Annotated in this window: 8 protein-coding genes; 1 reads left to right on the top strand and 7 read right to left on the bottom strand. The window is 46.4% G+C overall.

Annotation, left to right across the window (positions count from 1 at the left end):
- Positions 1–312 precede the first annotated feature (312 nt).
- On the bottom strand, positions 313–1,296 hold the full coding sequence (locus gpAD87_RS12960) for a LacI family DNA-binding transcriptional regulator (protein ID WP_063563502.1): 984 nt from the start codon (positions 1,294–1,296) through the stop codon (positions 313–315).
- Positions 1,297–1,875: 579 nt separating this feature from the next.
- Between gpAD87_RS12960 and gpAD87_RS12965 the strand changes: the two genes are divergently transcribed.
- A complete protein-coding gene (locus gpAD87_RS12965; RefSeq protein WP_064638764.1) occupies positions 1,876–2,958 on the top strand; it encodes a bifunctional 3-deoxy-7-phosphoheptulonate synthase/chorismate mutase in 1,083 nt (360 codons plus the stop codon).
- A gap of 142 nt (positions 2,959–3,100) precedes the next feature.
- Here the strand turns inward: gpAD87_RS12965 and gpAD87_RS12970 are convergent, their stop codons facing one another.
- The 6 genes from gpAD87_RS12970 to gpAD87_RS12995 all read right to left on the bottom strand — a co-directional run bounded on the left by gpAD87_RS12970 (position 3,101) and on the right by gpAD87_RS12995 (position 18,293).
- Positions 3,101–4,774: a ribonuclease J gene (locus tag gpAD87_RS12970; protein WP_064638765.1), complete on the bottom strand. Its 1,674-nt coding sequence runs from the start codon at positions 4,772–4,774 to the stop codon at positions 3,101–3,103.
- Between the two features lie 159 nt (positions 4,775–4,933).
- On the bottom strand, positions 4,934–6,205 hold the full coding sequence (rhaA, locus tag gpAD87_RS12975) for an L-rhamnose isomerase (RefSeq protein ID WP_064638766.1): 1,272 nt from the start codon (positions 6,203–6,205) through the stop codon (positions 4,934–4,936).
- Positions 6,206–6,223: 18 nt separating this feature from the next.
- Positions 6,224–8,293: a bifunctional aldolase/short-chain dehydrogenase gene (locus tag gpAD87_RS12980; protein WP_064638767.1), complete on the bottom strand. Its 2,070-nt coding sequence runs from the start codon at positions 8,291–8,293 to the stop codon at positions 6,224–6,226.
- Positions 8,294–8,542: 249 nt separating this feature from the next.
- Complete coding sequence (locus gpAD87_RS12985) at positions 8,543–9,475, bottom strand: glycoside hydrolase family 5 protein (protein ID WP_442950737.1); 933 nt, start codon at positions 9,473–9,475, stop codon at positions 8,543–8,545.
- Between the two features lie 431 nt (positions 9,476–9,906).
- Complete coding sequence (gene treR, locus gpAD87_RS12990) at positions 9,907–10,617, bottom strand: trehalose operon repressor (protein ID WP_079694432.1); 711 nt, start codon at positions 10,615–10,617, stop codon at positions 9,907–9,909.
- Positions 10,618–10,829: 212 nt separating this feature from the next.
- Entirely contained in the window at positions 10,830–18,293 is a 7,464-nt protein-coding gene (locus gpAD87_RS12995) for a fibronectin type III domain-containing protein (RefSeq protein ID WP_064638769.1), read from the bottom strand.
- Positions 18,294–18,422: the final 129 nt, after the last annotated feature.

Genomic DNA, 18,422 nt, shown 5'->3' on the forward strand with positions numbered 1-18,422 from the left:
ACACTTGGCCACTTCAATGGCAGAACAATCCTTCGATCGCTGTTATCCCCAGATTTCCTTGATCCCTTTTCTAAAGGGTGAAATCCGGGGATAAAGGCGAACACTACGTTTCTACAGATTTTTTCTGCCCTCTCCGTGATCGTGTAACTCTTAATTTAATTTATTTAAAAATCCAAAAAATCAGAGGAACCGGTTCCAACGCGCTCAAAAAAATAATTCCATACGGCTTTTTTCGCCTGCCCCTGTGTTCCCATATCCGTAGCGGACATTTTTTTTGGAACCGGTTCGATGGAATTATCATAAAGGATTCATTTATATCTTGTCAACGCTTTCTCGTGGAATAATCTCCACATCAAGAATCGTGCACTGCTCCACCGGATCGCCTTGTACCAGACGAATAATGTGCTGGGCCGCCACTTGACCTGCCTCAAAATAATGATATTTTACTGTCGTTAGTGTAGGATGAATCATCTCGGTAATTTCATACCCACCAAATCCGGTAACCGATAAATCCTGCGGGATTTGTATCTTATTGGAAAAAGCAATCTTCATCACACCCAGTGCGATGTTATCTGTTGCGCCCACAATAATCGTCGGTTTGCTTTTTTTCAAAATCGCTTCTGCGGTAATGATCGCCTCGGACATTTTAAAGCTTGTCTCGTAATATGTCACATCACATCCACCGCATTCGTCGATCGCACGCTTGAACCCCTGTTTGCGATGGATACCCACTGCCTGATCTCTCTCGGTAACGCCAATATAGACGATTTTCCGATGGCCCTTTTCCACAACATGTTTACCCATCTCATACCCCGCCTGATCATCATTATGAACCAGACTGTGTAACTGTTCATGCTGCTGCCCTACCAATAGCACTGGAATTCCGATGTCTTCAACGGCTTTGAGATGTGCATCGGTCACTTCTGCGGCAAGCAGAATAATGCCGGATACCTTCTGTCTGGCAAAGTCATATATGGCATCAATCTCGCGCTGCATATCCTGGCTCGTATTCGCGATTAGCATCTGATACTGATTATTTCTTAATTCTTCATCGATGCCGATCAATGTCTGAGAGGTTGCAAAGGAATCCAGACGAGGAACAACCGTTCCAATAATACTGGTTTTTTTGGCTTTAAGACTCTGTGCGAACGTATTGGGTACGTAATTGTATTGTTTAATAATACGCTCAATTTTCTGCCGTGTATCATCACTAACAGAACCACCATTCAGGAAACGAGAGACGGTGCTCTTCGCCACGCCTGCCATTTGGGCGATATCCGAAATCGTTTTATTCATAACTTCTCCTCTTATTCTCATTCGCTTGAATTCACTTATATTACCTTATATTATACTTCGAATGGCAAACCCTTGCGAATACTATTCCCATGGAGATATTAGTAAATCTCACGCAACTCTGAACGTGCATGTTCAATCTGTCACGGTAAAGCGTTATTGATGCATGGCATTAATTCAGCTTCTTGCAGACATGGAACATGAGATGCTAGTATAACTTCAATTCATAACGTGCATCATGAAATACAGAACCAAACATCATTATTCATACAGGCTATGACGGAAAGAGTACGCGGAGTTATCGTTCATTACAGGGACGTGGTGCCGAAGACTGAGAGCACCCGAAAGGAACATGCCGCCGAAGTTCACTCCCGAGCCGATTGCTGAAGAGCTGCTCCTCATGGATATAGCTTCTAGGACAATCCGTTCCTTGCGTTAAAAGGTCAAAGTGAGAAACAGATCGGCTGTATTCAATCAGCAGGACCGTTTCTAATTAGGGTGGTACCACGGCTTCTTCGTCCCTTACGGATGAAGGGCCTTTTTGTGTTTTTTCATAAATTTAAATTGAAGGAGTGGATCAGTATGGATCAAAGCATGAACTTGGAACAATTAAGAGGCCGATTGAGTGAGATTAATCATAACCTCCTGCACTTGTTGTCAGAACGGGCCCAAATTACACAGGAAATTGGTCAAATCAAGGAAAAACAAGGTGTACCCAAGTTTGATCCGGTTCGCGAAAAAGAAATGCTGGAGGAACTGACTGCTGCCAATCCTGGACCTTTCCAAGACGATGCCATCAAACTTCTGTTCAAACAGATTTTCCAGGCTTCCCTGAACCTTCAGGTCGACGAACACAAGAAACAACTGCTCGTTAGCCGCAAAAATCAGCAGGAAGATACTGTCGTCTCCATCGGAAACGTCAAGGTTGGCGCAGGCAAACCCATTATGATCGCTGGCCCATGCTCGGTTGAAAGTTATGAGCAGGTACGCCAGGTCGCAGCAGCGCTGAAAGCGGCCGGCATTACCGTAATGCGCGGAGGTGCATTTAAACCTCGTACTTCTCCATATGACTTCCAGGGACTCGGAATCGAAGGATTGAAAATTCTGAAGGAAGTTGCCGACGAGTTCGGACTGAAGACAATTAGTGAGATTGTGCATCCAAGTCATATTGAATTGGCTGGACAGTATATTGATGTCATCCAGATCGGTGCCCGTAACATGCAAAACTTTGAACTGCTCAAGGCTGCCGGGGATGTTAAGATTCCTATTCTGCTGAAACGTGGTTTGGCGGCAACCATTGATGAATTCGTTCATGCTGCGGAGTACGTTGTCTCCCGCGGGAACAAACAAGTTATGCTGATTGAACGCGGCATTCGCACCTATGAAAAAGCAACACGAAACACACTAGACATCTCTGCTGTGCCGATTCTGAAACAGGAAACCCATCTGCCTGTGCTTGTGGACGTCACCCACTCTACAGGGCGCAAAGATATCCTTGCGCCATGTGCCAAGGCAGCTCTTGCTGCGGGTGCAGATGGCGTTATGGTTGAGGTTCATCCGAATCCGGCGGTAGCCCTCTCCGATAGCGCACAGCAATTAAATATCGAGCAGTTCCACCAGTTCCTCTCCTCTGTGAGACAATCTGGATTGCTGAAGGATCAATAGGTTAGTTAACAATAAAAGCCTGACTGAAATGTGTGGTTCATACGAAAAACGGTATGATCCTACATTTCTCAGGCTTTTGACTATCTTAATCTTAATTTTAATCCACATCTTAATCTCTATATATCGGCTCTGCTCCACTTTCTCAAACCTCAATAATAATGGGCAGGATCATCGGTCTTCGTTTTGTCTGGGCGTAGATGTAATGACCGATCTCGTCTTTCAGCTTTCTTTTGATCACATTCCACTGATTCGCTCCGCTTCCGGTTAACTCATCCATCTTGTTCTGAACCAGCTCCTGAATCTCTTTCATGAACTCCTCAGAATCCTTCACAAACACAAAACCTCTGGAAATAATCTCAGGTGCTGTCACCATATGTTTCTCCGTTTTGCTCAGCGTAGTCACAATCACCAGCATTCCATCGGATGACAGTTGCCGGCGATCACGCAGCACGATATTCCCGACGTCGCCCATGATCAGACCGTCGACCAGACTGTTGCCTGAAGCAATTTTGGGACCAGGAGATGCCACGCCGTCTTTGTACTGAATCATATCCCCATTGTTCACGATGAATACATGATCCTGTTCGATCCCCACCGACTCCGCCAGTAGTCTATGCTGATACAGCATGCGGAACTCACCGTGAACTGGAATTAGATAATCAGGCTTCATCAGGGTCAGCATCAGTTTGAGTTCTTCCTGGCTGCCGTGTCCTGATACATGCATGCCTGCTGCTCCGCTTGAACCGTAAATGACGCGTGCTCCGAGCACATACAGATTATCAATGACATGCGCAAGATTGCGTTCGTTCCCCGGGATCGCCCCAGCGGCAATAATGACGGTATCTCCAGGTGCGATCTTCACATGAGGATGTTTGGATGCTGCCAAACGGGATAATGCTGCCATCGTTTCACCCTGACTTCCCGTACAGAGCACAACGACCTCATCAGGTGGAAACTGGTCCGAATCAATGGCCTCAATGAGCAGCCCCTCAGGTACATCCAGGTATCCCAGTTCACTGGCTACGGACACTACATTAAGCATGCTTCTTCCCAGCAGAGCCAGCTTGCGCCCCGTCTCGAATGCTGCATTTACAATCTGTTGAACCCTGCTTACGTTGGACGCAAAGGTAGAAATAAACACTTTTTGTTTGGCACGAATAAACGCGTCCAATATGTGGTCACCTACGACACGCTCGGAAGGGGTGAACCCGGGTCTCTCTGCATTGGTGCTCTCGGACAACAGCACGTGCACACCTTGTTTGCCAATCTCGGCCATACGGTGCAGATCGGGATACGGCCCATTTACAGGTGACATATCAAACTTGAAATCCCCGGTATGGACGACATTTCCTCCAGGTGTTTGAAAGAAGATACCCAGGCAATCCGGTATGCTGTGACTGGTCGCAAAAAAAGAAACCTGAATTCCACCCAACGTAATGCTGGATTTGGAATCAACCGTATGCAGATCTGCTTTGCGCAGCAGCCCATGCTCTTTCAGTTTCAGTTCAATTAATCCTCGTGTCAGTCTGGACGCATATACCGGGATATTGATTTGTTTTAACAAATAGGGAATGCCGCCAATGTGGTCTTCATGTCCATGGGTAACCACAAGCGCCCTCACCTTGTCCAGGTTTTCCAGCAGATACGTCACATCCGGAATGATGAGATCAATGCCCGGCAGGGTTTCATCTGGGAATTTGGAACCACAATCGATGACAATGATGTCCTGATTATATTGGATCAGATACATGTTCTTACCTATTTCATTCAAGCCGCCAAGTGCTGCGATATACAATTTGTTGTGGGCGAGATTCAAATCGGATGCATCCTCCTCTACGTTGCAGTACTAGCATTGAGCTTTGCATTTTTCTATGTATTTTTAGTATGGAAATTCTGACCGCAGTTATGCATTTCGCAGCTGTTTCCATGCAAAAAAGCCACAGTGGAAAACTTCTCCACCGTGGCCTGCATCATCCTATACGAAAGATTTATCTCGTTGAAGTAAAACTTCCTGCTCATAGGTTTTGATCTCAGCAATCCACTGTTCGCGTACAGGTACTTGCTGTTGGGCACAATAATAATCCCAGATCGCGCCGAAAGGATAGGACTTGAATTCTTCCGTCAAAGCAAGCCGGAGGGTGTAATCCCCTTCCAGTTCCGCTGATTTCAGAGCATCCACAGGTTCCAGCATCGCACGCAGTAAAGCTTTAATCGTGTTGCGTGTGCCAACTACCCACGCAGCAACCCGGTTGATGCTTCCATCAAAGAAATCAAGTCCGATATGTGTAGTTGGTAGCAGATCATGACGTACCAATTCGCGAGCAATTTCCAGCAGCTCATCATCCATAATGACAACATGGTCACTGTCCCAACGCATTGGACGGCTGACATGCAGCAGAATGCCGTTGGTAAACAGGGCAAGTGAAGACAGTTTGTTGGAGATGACTTCTGTTGGGTGAAAATGTCCGGCATCGAGACAGATTAACGTATCATTTTGAAGTCCATAGCCCATATAGAATTCATGAGAACCAACGACATACGCTTCGGAACCGAGGCCAAACAGTTTACTCTCGACCGCATCCAGATGATACTTCGGATCAAGCTTCTCGGCAAATACCTCATCCAGTGAATCTTTCAATCGCTTCCGCGGTGTCATCCGATCGACCGGATTATCTTTGAACCCGTCCGGTACCCACACATTGGTTACACAGGTCTGACCCAATTGCTCACCAAAGTATGCGCCAATGCGGCGGGATGCTTTGCAGTGATCAATCCAGAACTTGCGAATCGCAGGATCGGAATGACTTAGCGTGAAACCGTCACTTGATTTTTCATGTGAAAAACAGGTTGGATTGAAATCCAGACCGAGCCCTTGTTCTTTGGCCCATTTCACCCAGTTCTCATAATGCTTCGGCTCAATCCGATCCAGCTCTACTTGTTCGTCCGTATCCGCATAGATCGCGTGCAAATTGACCTTATGTTTGCCGGGAATCATTGAGAAGGCTTGCTCCAGGTCTGCCCGAAGCTCTGCGGGTGTCGTTGCAGCCCCCGGATATTGACCCGTAACGGATATTCCACCCGTAAGTTCCCCATCTTTATTCAGAAAACCTTTTACATCGTCCCCTTGCCAACAGTGAACAGACACTTTGATCTCCGCGAGCTTCTTCAGCACTTCATCCGTATCAATTCCATGCTGGGCATATAATGATTTGGCTGCTTCATATGCTTGCTTGACCTGATTTTCCATGTGCGAGAACCCTCCTTATTATCGTGTAAATGCTGCTGGCACACCGCCATCAATCGTCATCATGCAACCGGTTGTTTTTTCCGATTTGGATGAGGCAAAAAAGGCGATGCCTTCCGCAATATCTCTAGGATAAATATTGACGAGCAAAGTTGTACGTTTACGATAGTACTCTTCCAATTGATCCGGTTCGATACCATAGGCTGCTGCACGTTCATTTCTCCATGAACCGTTCCAGATTGCTGAACCTTGCAGGATGGCATCCGGGAGAATTGTATTTACACGAATGCCGTATTCCCCACCTTCAGCTGCGATGCAGCGGGCCAAATGAGCCTCAAGTGCTTTGGCTGAGCTGTAAGCTGAGGCGCTTTTGCCTGCATAGACTGAGTTTTTGGACCCGATAAATACCATACTGCCGCCAATCCCCTGCTGCTTCATTAACTTGAACGCTTCGCGTGCTACGAGGAAATACCCCGTACCCAGCACACTCATGTTCAAGTTCCACTCCTTCAACGATGTTTCGTCGAATGGACTGGAGGTGGCCAAACCCGCATTGTTCACGATAATATCCACGCCGCCATATTGTACGGCAACTTCGGCATATGCAGATTGCACGGCTTCCTCATCGGTCACATCCATCTTCAATGCATATGCGCGATTAGCACCATATTGATCGTTAATTTCCTGAGCTACCTTCTGCGCCCCTTCAAGGTTAAGGTCCGCAAGAACGACATGCGCCCCTTCGGATACCAATCTGCGTGCGGTTTCACTTCCAATTCCGCCGGCACCCCCGGTAATAAACGCCACTTTGCGGGAAAACTCAGTCTCCGCCGGAGCCAGCGATAATTTGTAAAGCTCAAGCGGCCAGTACTCTACATTGTAGGATTCATTGGCGCTGAGGGATACGAATTGGCCCAGACTTGTCGCACCGCGCATAACCGCAATGGCTCTATGATACAATGCCCCGCTTACCTGGGACAGGGCCCAGCTCTTGCCTGTGTTGATCATGCCCACACCTGGGATGAGAATGACACGAGGTGCAGCTTCGAACATCACGTCACCATCATTTTTGTTGCTCTCAAAATATTGTTGATATTGTTCTTTGTAGGTGGCTACGCCTTCCACCAGTTTGGATTTCAGCCCTTCAATATCCTCCGCGTCCGGTGTCCAATCGATGAATAGAGGTACCACTTTGGTGTGCACCAAATGATCCGGGCACGCCGCGCCTACCTGTGACAGCTTCGGCGAATCCACTCCTCCAACGAAGGCAAGCACATCCTCCTGATCGTCAAAGGACAAAATCATTTTTTTGCTATCCGATACCGCTCCCCGAATGGTCGGCATTACTTTGGATACGATCTGGCGACGCACTTCTGCCTCAAACGCAGGATGCTTCTCTCCGCCAAACAGGCTTCCTTCGTCAACACGTGCTTCAATGAAGGCTTCCGCTTCATTAATAATTTTGATCGTCTGGGCGTAACATTCTTCCGATGTTTCTCCCCAAGTCACAAGTCCATGCTTCTCCATCAGAACCAGTTCGGCATTGGGATTCGAGAATACGCTTTCAGCAATCATCTTGGATAGTGTGAATCCTGGACGCACATAAGGAACCCATACAAATCGATCCCCGTAAATCTCTTTCGCCAGTTCTTTTCCGTTATCTGCACAACACAGACTAATAATCGCATCTGGATGAGTATGGTCCACATGTTTATATGGAAGGAATGCATGCAGCAACGTCTCAATGGATGCACGCGGGTGTTTGGAATCGATCATGCAATGACCCAGGTATTCGACCATCTCTTCATCCGACATGGATTCCCGTTCGATTAATGGACGAATATCTTCGAGTCCAAGGCCTGTAAAATGCTTCGCCTGCATAGAAGCCAGATCAGATCCGCTGCCTTTTACATACATCACTTCTATATCACGGCCGCGAAAATCTTTCACCGTCGTTTTGGTAGACGTATTGCCTCCGAAAATGTTACATACACGTCGATCTGACCCAATCAGATTGGATCGGTAGACCAGTTGCTCCAGTCCGGTTGTTTTCTCCGAAGCCTGTGATGAATTCCATAAACTCTGTACCATTTGTTCCCCTCCGATAATGTTTGTTTTATTCCTAATCAGAGTTTATCATCTTTGTTTTGTTTTGAAAACAAAAGATTTTAAATATAAACGGAAAAATTCAAAAGAATTCTGTTTTGATGATTTTTCTTTCAAAAAAAAACACCCTGACGTGTTGGTCAGAGTGTTTGGAAGAGATTTTGTGGTCACAACAAGCTTAATGTCGCTAGTGGATTGGATGAATCATTTTAGCAAAGCTAGACCCTATAGACCCTAGTAGATCCCTGCTTTTTTTGAAGTATTTTTAATTCCGTAAGTGTCGTTTACAACCGTGTTTCCAAAGGATGTCAAACTTCCGTTAGGACCCGTAGCTAAGTCCAAATAGTTCAAATCAGAGCTGTTGCCATACCAGGACCATGCGAGCCAGCCTACCCCTTTTTCCTGACCATATTTCATGATCGCATATTCATCGACATCTCCGTTCGTGTGATATCCACCGAATTCACCGATGATCAGGGCCAGACCTTTGTTTAATACGCTTTCCATGTTGGCTTTTACGGTTGCCGCGTCTTTACCGGCATATTCATACATGTGAATCGAGAACACAGTATTTTTCTGTGTATCTGCTGCAAATACACTTTGTCCATAATCCACGATGGATTGCGGGTATTGCCCCCAGCCCGCTGCATCCACGATCAATGTATTGTTAATACCCGCATTTCTCAGCTTCGGAATTGCTTTTTTGTATCCGTCAGCCCAAGCACTACCGTTCCATGTTCCATACCATTCGTTTGCAATATTTACGATAACTCTGTCTTCTTTTCCAATGAGTGCTTCCTTGATGCTAATCCAGTAATTCACTGCTGCATCCAACGAATTATAGTCATCCTTACCTGTTGCATCATGTACTTCAAGCACCGCAATCATTTTGTTTGCGCTTACAACATTAATGATGTTTTTAACGGAGTTCAGATCGTCTTTGGTGTACTGCACGCCATTGGATAGCACAATTCGTACAGTGTTGGCACCTGTTTTGGCAATCGCAGGAATAGCCGTGTTCAGGTCGTTTTTAAACCATGAATGTCCATGATTGACACCTCTCATAACGAATGCCTTGCCAGTGGAATCGTACAATTTGCCTCCGCTTACATAAAATCCTGTAGCAGCAGACGCTTGGGGTGCAGCACTCCCCAGAATCACCAACATAAGTGCAGCTATTACGGTAAAGACTGTACACTTTTGCAACTTGACCATTCGCTAGAACCTCCTACATTTTTTTTATTTATTTCAATTAACCCTGCTCAAGGCAATAAGTTAACTAAAATCAGGAGTATCTCACACATCCATAAGGTTATAAAAATCAATAAGTAACTTTATAATAAAATAAATAATTTAATTTTATTTACCTTACCGTTAAGGTTATGGACATATAATAAAATGAAAACGCTTACTGGTCAAGTTATTTTTACCATGATAAGGAATTTATTTTGTACTCGCTACCTCCCCCATCAACACTCCCTATTTGGCAATCGCCCCCCTAAACACTTCAAATCGTTTTCAAAACAAAGAGAGCACCTCGTTCACCCCTAAAAGAAGTGAATAGGTACTCTCTGTTTCATATCCATGGTCAATGGATATCATCTACGCCGGGCAAAGTCCACAAATCTGAACTTGTCCGGGCGATGCCTTGCCTCTGTGAACTGAAATTGACTTGCATCCTCCAGGTAAACCTGGCTCCTAACCACAACTACATTGTGGAATCCTTCGAGATCAAGCAATTCCCTATCCTCAGCAGTAGGCTCCTCCACCAAAATTTCCTTTTTGGCAAAAGAGATGGTCAGCCCGAGCTCTTCCTCAATGTACTCGAAGATGGAGTCATTACATATTTCCTTGCTCAAACCGGGAATAAGCCTCTGGCTTATATGGTCCTTGTCGAGAATGACATGTTCGCCATCCACTTGCCGTACACGTCTGATCTCCCAGACCTTTTCATTCAGGCCAAAATTGATTTTCTTGAACAAGGCCTGATCAACCTTTTTTTCTTCAAAAACCTTAACGTACGTTTTGGCCCGATGTCCCATTTTTTTAGCCAGTTCCTTGAAGCTGACGAGGCCAGAAATAGGAAAATCAATTTTACGTATATCCAGTACAATGGAGCCCTTACCTTGAATTTTCTGAATATAACCTTCTTCAGACAGCATTTTCAGCGCTTTGCGAATCGTCTCTCTGGACGTTTGATAACTTTCCGATAAATCCAGTTCCGAGGGAAGCAGCGTACCTGCTTCAATTTCTCCAGTCCGAATACGAGCTGCAATATCTTCATAGATTCGGATAAATTTATTATTCATCATTCATCACCACTGTCCATTACCCTTTTTTATCATATTGGCAACCTATTATAACATTAAAAGTAGAATAACGGATAATGTGGCTACTGAGGATGATGAAATGATGAATTTCCATGTGGTTCAATCCTAGTTTTTTTACTCCATTTTGACATGTTAGCCTTACCGTCTATATCAATACTCGTTCCTTTATCATCCATAGTTCGGTTCTCTTCCTACATAGTTTGACCTTCTTCTATAATACGGATCAGTTTGTTCAGTCGGAAGATCAGGGCTGCGGCTTCAGATCTGCTCAGATGCTGCATGGGTCGGAAACTGCCGTCTTCGTACCCGGTAAGCATGTACATTCCAGCAAGCTCTTCGACCTCTTCTTTGGCCCAATCCGACACATCCACCTGATCCGTAAAGGCACGACGTGAAGTTGCGGGTTGCGGGTTGATTTTACGAATAACATTCGCAATGATTTTCGATGCCTGTTCCCGGGTTACGAGTGCATAAGGAGCAAATTTACCATTACCCATGCCATGTACCATACCAAGACTTACGGCTGCTTCTATCTCAGGAGCAAACCAATCCTGATCGTTCACATCCCGAAAAGCATGCTGATAAACGGCAGATGTATCCAGACCCATTAATCGCACAATAAGTGCTGTGAACTCAGCTCTTGTAATGGGACGACGGGGTTCGAAGCGGGTTTCACTCACACCTTGAATGATGTTTTGCTCTGCCAGCCATATAATCTGATCTTTATTGAATGTTTGACCAATATCAATGAACTTAACCTCTTTCTTGGCTGTTGTTTCCGCTTTGTCATTTTGCTCAGGTTGAGACACAACGGAATTAACATCCTCCGGTTTGGAGGAAGGTGCAGGTGAACCAGCTCCACTTCCGCTTGGAGGTGGATACGGCAGAGTCATGGCAGTAGCCTGCTGGATTTCACTTTTTTCCCCGGCTGAATTTTCAGTCCACAATATGACATCATAGCGCTGTCCGCCCGTTAGTCCTGTCCAGATGTAGCTTCGATCTTTTCCACGATAGATCTCCCGCCCACTACTAGAAAGCACGATCGTTTCATTCAAAGATTCCAATTTCCAGCTCAATGCAATGCTGCTTGTGCTCTGGGAGTTCGCTGAAACGGTGAATTCTTCTGAAGGCAATGTCTCGAACTCGGGTACATCGACTGTCTTTCCGTCTCCCGCCTCATTGAAAGGCACAATAGAAAAGTCGGAATAGACCTGGGCACTTTTCAATTCAGTCACATGAATCGACGTTTCCATTGTTGTCGCAATCAGCTCGTCTTCCTGATAGATGCGATAGCCTGCTGCACCAGGAATCATATCCCATATAATATCTGCACCATGCTGAGCGCGTTCTTCCACTTGAGGTGGAGAAGGAATTTTGCCAGGCAGCGTTACTGCTGTTATATTGAAACCGCCCTCGCTCTTACCGGAAGCATTTACGGTTTTGATGGTATAGACATAATTTACACCAGGCTCAAGCCCATGGTCTTCGTAATAAGGCTCGTCAACAGACACTCGGCCGATCTCCGCACCGTCACGTTCAATGATGAATTGCTCAGCCCCCTTGACATGGCTCTTTTCGAACTGAAGTTGTATGCTCTCCTGTGTCGAACGATATTCCACTTCCTTGGGAGCTTCCGGTTTGGTCAACAACGTATAATTAAGCTTATGTGATGTATCCCCCTGCTCGTTCTCGGTATACAGTTCAATGGAGTAGTTCGTTCCGCCCTGCAGCTCATTTACGATATACTCTTTTTGTTTGCCTCTATACAGCTCGATACCGTCCAATAGAACGACAAACGTTTCGTTTAAATAAGGGAAATCCCACTCCAGTCTGGCATGATCCGTCTCCGGATATAGCTTCATCTCAATAGAATCGACATGAGGCAGCGTGAAAAATGGAGCAACGACCATTGGAATTCCATTACCCGCTGTATTATAAGGAACGATCTGTACTTGATCATATTGGGCTGCACTGACTAGCCCCTTAAGGGTAACTTCAGTCAAATCACTCTCTGTAATTGTTGTAAATTCGTCATCCGCTATCATTACAATGTAACCCTCTGCACCTTGTACTTTTGTCCACTTAATCACTGCCTCCGTCTCTTCAATCACGTCTGGATGCAGCGTTTCCGTAATTGTTGCAGGCAGCGTACGCAATTGAACATCAAATCCCGTATCGCTATCGCCGGAAGCATTCGAAGTCTTAACCGTATAAGTGTATCTCTCTCCCGGCGTCAAGTCCTTGTCTTCATAAGAGATACTGTCAGCCGGAATACGGTCAATTTCAATACCATCTCGCATAATGATTAATTGTTCTGTGCCTCGTGTGGCGCTGCCACTCAGATCCAGCGTTGCCGATTGATCGGTTACCGCAGCAATACTTGCTGTTTGTGGGGATATGGGTTTGGTCAACAAAAGAACCTGAATAGGAGAAGAGCGGTGACCATCCTCATTCATAACTGTAAGTTCAAACGTATACGTTGTGCCATCCAATAAACTGGCGAGATGGACCAATGGTTCGGACACAGTCTGAACTCCCCCCGTTGTCTGATTGCGAATTTCATATGCGGCTGCTCCCTTTACTGCTTCCCACGCCAGATCAAACGTGTGCGTTCCCTTGATCACTGTAATTCCATCTGGTGATAGTGGCAGAGTTTGAGTTGTTATTCCATAGACAAGGGAAGCACCCGAACCACTTGCATTAACCGCCCGGATCTTGTACGTATATTTCGTGCCGGGCGACAAATCCTCATCTACGAATCGGGTTTCACTCGCATCCATGCGAGCAATCTCTCGCCCATTGCGTTCAATGATGTATTCGTCTGCACCCTTTACCCCTGTTTTGGTAAAATCCAGACTAAGACTGTTTTCCGACACTTCCGTTGCCTTAATCTCAACTGGCTTCTCAGGCAATGTAAGTATGGATATACCCGTCGCTTCGGATGGGGTCCCTTGTCTGTTCACTGCAACAAGTGTGTAATGATGCATCGTTCCATCCTCAAGTCCTGAAATAAAGGTCGTCAGCTCTGTTCCACGGTAAATCTCTTTGTTCCCCTGCTGAATTACATACTCCGAGGCACCTGCTACCGAAGCCCATGACAAGGTGGCTTTATGTACTCCTGGTTCAACAACGATTTCTGAAGGGGCGGTCGGTTTGGATAATCGAATCAAGCTGGCGGACTGACCGACTCCAGACGTGTTCACGGCCTGTACTTCCACTAAATACTCCATACCTGGCAACAATTCTTCAGCCGTATAGGCAAGTCCCGAAGTTCGCCCCACTTCCGTCCCATTGATACTCACAATATAGGATTCGGCTGTATTTACAGATTCCCATTCCACCCCAATACTCGTTTCATCCGTACGTGTTACTTTGAGCCCTTTAGGTCTGGTTGGCAAAGTAAGCAGTTCACCGCTTGTGGGTGCACCATAACCAGCAGCATTTCCGGCCTCCACCTGATACGTATAGTGGCGGCTGCCTGATAACTGATGGACTTCAATCTGTGTATCTGAAATCTCATAACTCTGCCCCTCAAGAACGACCCGGTACTTCGTCGCGCCGGGGACTGCATCCCATCTGAGTGTTGCTCCTGTTTCAGTCGGTTGAACAAAGTGAAGACCTGAAGGACTCTCGGGAAGCGTCGTTCCAGATACTCGATTGGATTGACCTTGTCCACTTCCATTGCCTGCCTGAACGTCCACCTGAACCAACGTTCCCGCAGTCAATCCCGTTAGCAGATATTCATGGGTTCCAGCAAGCAGCGTCTCCCGCTTCTCCCCATTCACAAAGACTTCGTATCGCTCCGCGCCTCTTACAGGATCCCAACTGAGATGCATGCTCGTTGTTGTAGCATTATCTATACTCAAGCTTTCAATGGCCCCCGGCAATGTCAGCAGCTTCTGCAAACTTGTTACTGGACCTTCTCCTGTCTCGTTTGCGGCCAGCAATTCATAGCTATACTCTGTTCCACTATCCAGACCTGCGTCCACATACTCCGTTTCCAATCCTTCGTAGACTCCAGCTCCACTGCGTGAAAGGCTGTAATACGTAGCTGAAGTTACCGTCTCCCATCCCAGAGAGATCTCATGCTCCCGAATCTGCACTGCCGCAAATTCACCAGGTGCTGCAGGCAATGTCAGGAATCCCACCCTGCTGATTTCTCCCGTACCACTCTCATTCAGTGCTGTGACCGAAATCGTATGAATGCTCCCCGGGACCAGATTGGTCATGTACGGAATATTGGAAGAATCGGAGATCGTCTGGTCAAATACAATACTTCCATCCGAAGTTGCAGCCGTGATACGGTACGCAGTAGCACCTTGAACCGAATCGAAATGTACTTCTGCCAGCTCAGGCTGGGAATCGACTTTTCGAACTTGTAATGATCCCGGTGCCGCGGGGATTGTCAGTGCACGGACAGATACTGCATCACTTATACCAGTATGGTTTCGAACTCTCACTTCGTAATCATAGACTTGCCCACCACTTAGGGAGTGATCAATGAGCGTATGTTTAGGATAATCCAGTGTCCAGGACTGGCCTGTCGTATGGTTTATGATTTCATACTGATACCCGTCGTTATACCATTCTCCTGTGGGCAGATCCCACGTAAGTTCTGCCGAAGTCTCACTGATCTGTGTAACGCTCGCATTTCCCGGCTGCTGTGGCTTGCGCTGGATCTGATAAGGTGCTGATACGGTCTCATATGTATTCCCTGCCATATCTATTGTTTTGGCATGGATATACCAAATGCCTTCGGATTCAATTGAAATTACAGGCTCATTCGAGCGGGCTTCATTCCAGTTGTCTGGCGATGCGGTACTGTTGGTCACACTGTACAATCGCGAATTCTCATTGATACCCGAATCAGAATCTTCATATTGAACGGTAGCAGATATATTAGTGTCAATCCAGCCTTGTCCATTCGGTGTAAATGTAATCGTTGGAGCAACCTGATCGACATAAGCCGTACGACTGACCTCCTTGCTAACGTTTCCGACAGCGTCTCTCGCTCTGGCTCGAATTACGTTGGGACCGTTTGAACTCACTGTACCTGAGTTTCCTACAATATACGGGGCCCCATTCAAACTATATTCATACGAAATGGCATGTTCATCTACGCTGCCAGCAATCGTAAATTGTATAGCTTCCTCGCTCCAGCCAGACTGACTTAATGTAATAACCGGCTCTGTTGGAGCAGTCTTATCCAGTCGAATGAGTGCTTTTGTAACAGTACTTACATTCCCTACCCTGTCAAGCGAGCGCGCATATACTGTGGTTTGTCCTTCTTCGGTAACCTTCACTTCTCCAGTGTAATCGATCCAGGGGCCTTGTTCGTTTAGACGATATTGGCTTTTGGCAAGTCCACTGCCTGTATCTTCACCGCTGGTTATTTCAAAGGATACATCCTGATTCGTCCATTCATCAGCACTGAGTGTAATCTTTGGCTCATCAGGCCCTGTCTTGTCGATCCGGGCATTGGCTGAAGTTGACGCACTGACATTAGAGGCCCGATCCACACTTCGCGCCTGAATCTCGGTGATTCCTTCCGTATTGATGGTAAATGGCTCTCGATAATCGACCCAAGTTCCTTCAACTCCAAGTCTATATTGCGTAAGACCCACTCCACTTGCTTCATCCGTACCTGCCGTTAACGTCACCGTTACTGCCGAATGGGTCCACTCCGTCGAATTTAACGAGATGACGGGAGGTGTCGGAGCTGTACGGTCCACTCGTGCTGTAACAGAAGCCTCCTGTCCTGTATTGCCAAATGCATCTATGCTGCGTGCAATAATGAGTGTGTTTCCTTCAGAAGCAACCGTAATGGGAGCAGTGTATTCCTTCCATTCTCCCCCAATCCCCAGCTTGTACTCAGTCTTCTGTACACCACTTAAGGCATCCGAGCCTGCTGTAATCGTAACCAGGACATCTTCCTTGGTCCAAGAAGAAGGATTTACTGCTATCGAGGGAGCAGTGGGACCGGTTGTGTCCTTTGTGATCTGACCTGCAGAGGTAAATGCAGTCTGTATGCCTTCTCCATTCAGTGCTGCTACATATACGTTATATAATCCGTCTGCAAGTCCAGTTAACGCAAGTTCAGTCCGAGTTGATGAAGTTGTACCCGATGCAAGCACTTGTCCGACGGAGTTACGTATTTCCGTTTTGTAACTCGTTCCCGCAGGATTGCCATTGTTGTTCCAACTAGCCGTAACGGAGTTACCTGACTGGCTCACAGCTGCATCGCTTGGTGCATTGGCTAGTGTAAATTTGCTAGCTGGACTTGAATACCCCGTATACGAACCCACTGTATTTTTAGCGCGCACAGCAAAAGAATATTGAGTATTCGGTGTAAGCCCGGTCACCTGCCGACTATTTGTTGTACCCGTATCAAAGGTTTGATTCGTCGTTACATTTTTCAGTTCATACGTCACGGAAGCATCATTCGCCTTTTTGTCCCAGTTGACCGTCAGATTATTATTGTTAACAGATATAAATGACGGTGTTCCCGGAACAACGAAACTTTTCACCGTGAAGTTGACAGTGCTCGCAGAGGAGACCCCTCCCTTGTCATCCATTACCCACACCTGCAACGTATGTGCGCCATCTGCGAGCGTGTCTGGCAATGTGTAATTCGTGTTAAACGACTGATTGGAACCTGTAGCCGTCATCTGTGTCAACATGTTTTCGGAGCCTCCGTCGGTTGACCATTTGACAGTCAGAAGATCTCCCACATCCGTATCCCGGGTTGTACCGGATATTTGAAGCTGTTCTCCTTTGTAATAGGTCTGGCCCGAAGACGGTGCCGATAGTGCAAATGAAGGCGGTGCATTTTTGGGACCAATCCCCACAATCGTCGAAAATTTGCGTGAAGCCTGGTTCGCGGTTGCTTTGCCGTCCCACCAAAACTGCGCAGCAGTATCCGTTGCGGTAACGGTCTGCCCTGGCGTAAAGGAAGATGGAGAAGAACCACCTGTCAGCTGCGCATTGTCCGGGCTATTGTACTGCCCCATGAAAATGCGATCTGCGTCCACAACGTTATACGTGTTGGCATAAAAAGCAGTTACCTGAACACCTCCACTGTAATTGCGCCAGCCGTTCTCAATCACTTCAAACGGAGAAGCATCGTTGCCATTCACCATCGTATCCCAATAGAACGTACCTCCCAGATTCAGCGTAGAGCCGCTGCGGTTAACAGCCTCCAGCTCCACCTTCATATAACCGCCCTGAGATGTGGCATTAACGATGGACACGCGCAAAATATACTCTACGTTGTCTTTCTGCCTGGACATTTCGATTACATTATTATTGATTCGATAATAATTAAGGGGCAGCGACTTAAAATTAACGGGTGTTCCGTTATGATCAATAATGGTGGATACATTCCCGGTATCGCCACCGTAGAATACGTTTGTATTAGGAAGCAACACAATTCTATATTTGCCATCACTATTCATCTCCACTTTCACCTTGGAGGATTGAACAGCCTTCATGCTGGAAGTATCGGATACAATACTGATGGTTTCCACAGCTTCAGCCATAATGGCCGTTGAACCCCATTCGACCAGCAAGGCTTGGGGTGACAGCAGAGCAAATGCAAGTACCACTTTGGTAAGCTGCTCGGCCTGTTTTTTAATACGCTTCTCAGATTTCTTCAACGTCTGCTCTCCTTTTCTGCACACAAAAAAAGGAGGCACCCCAACAAAGGAACAAAGTCCTCTGTTGGGGTGCCTCCCCTAACAAGTGTCATTTTTTCTTGATTATAACGATTCGAATAACGAAAGTAA

The sequence above is a fragment of the Paenibacillus sp. AD87 genome, from assembly GCF_001659845.1.
GTDB classification, from domain to species: Bacteria; Bacillota; Bacilli; order Paenibacillales; family Paenibacillaceae; genus Paenibacillus; species Paenibacillus marchantiae.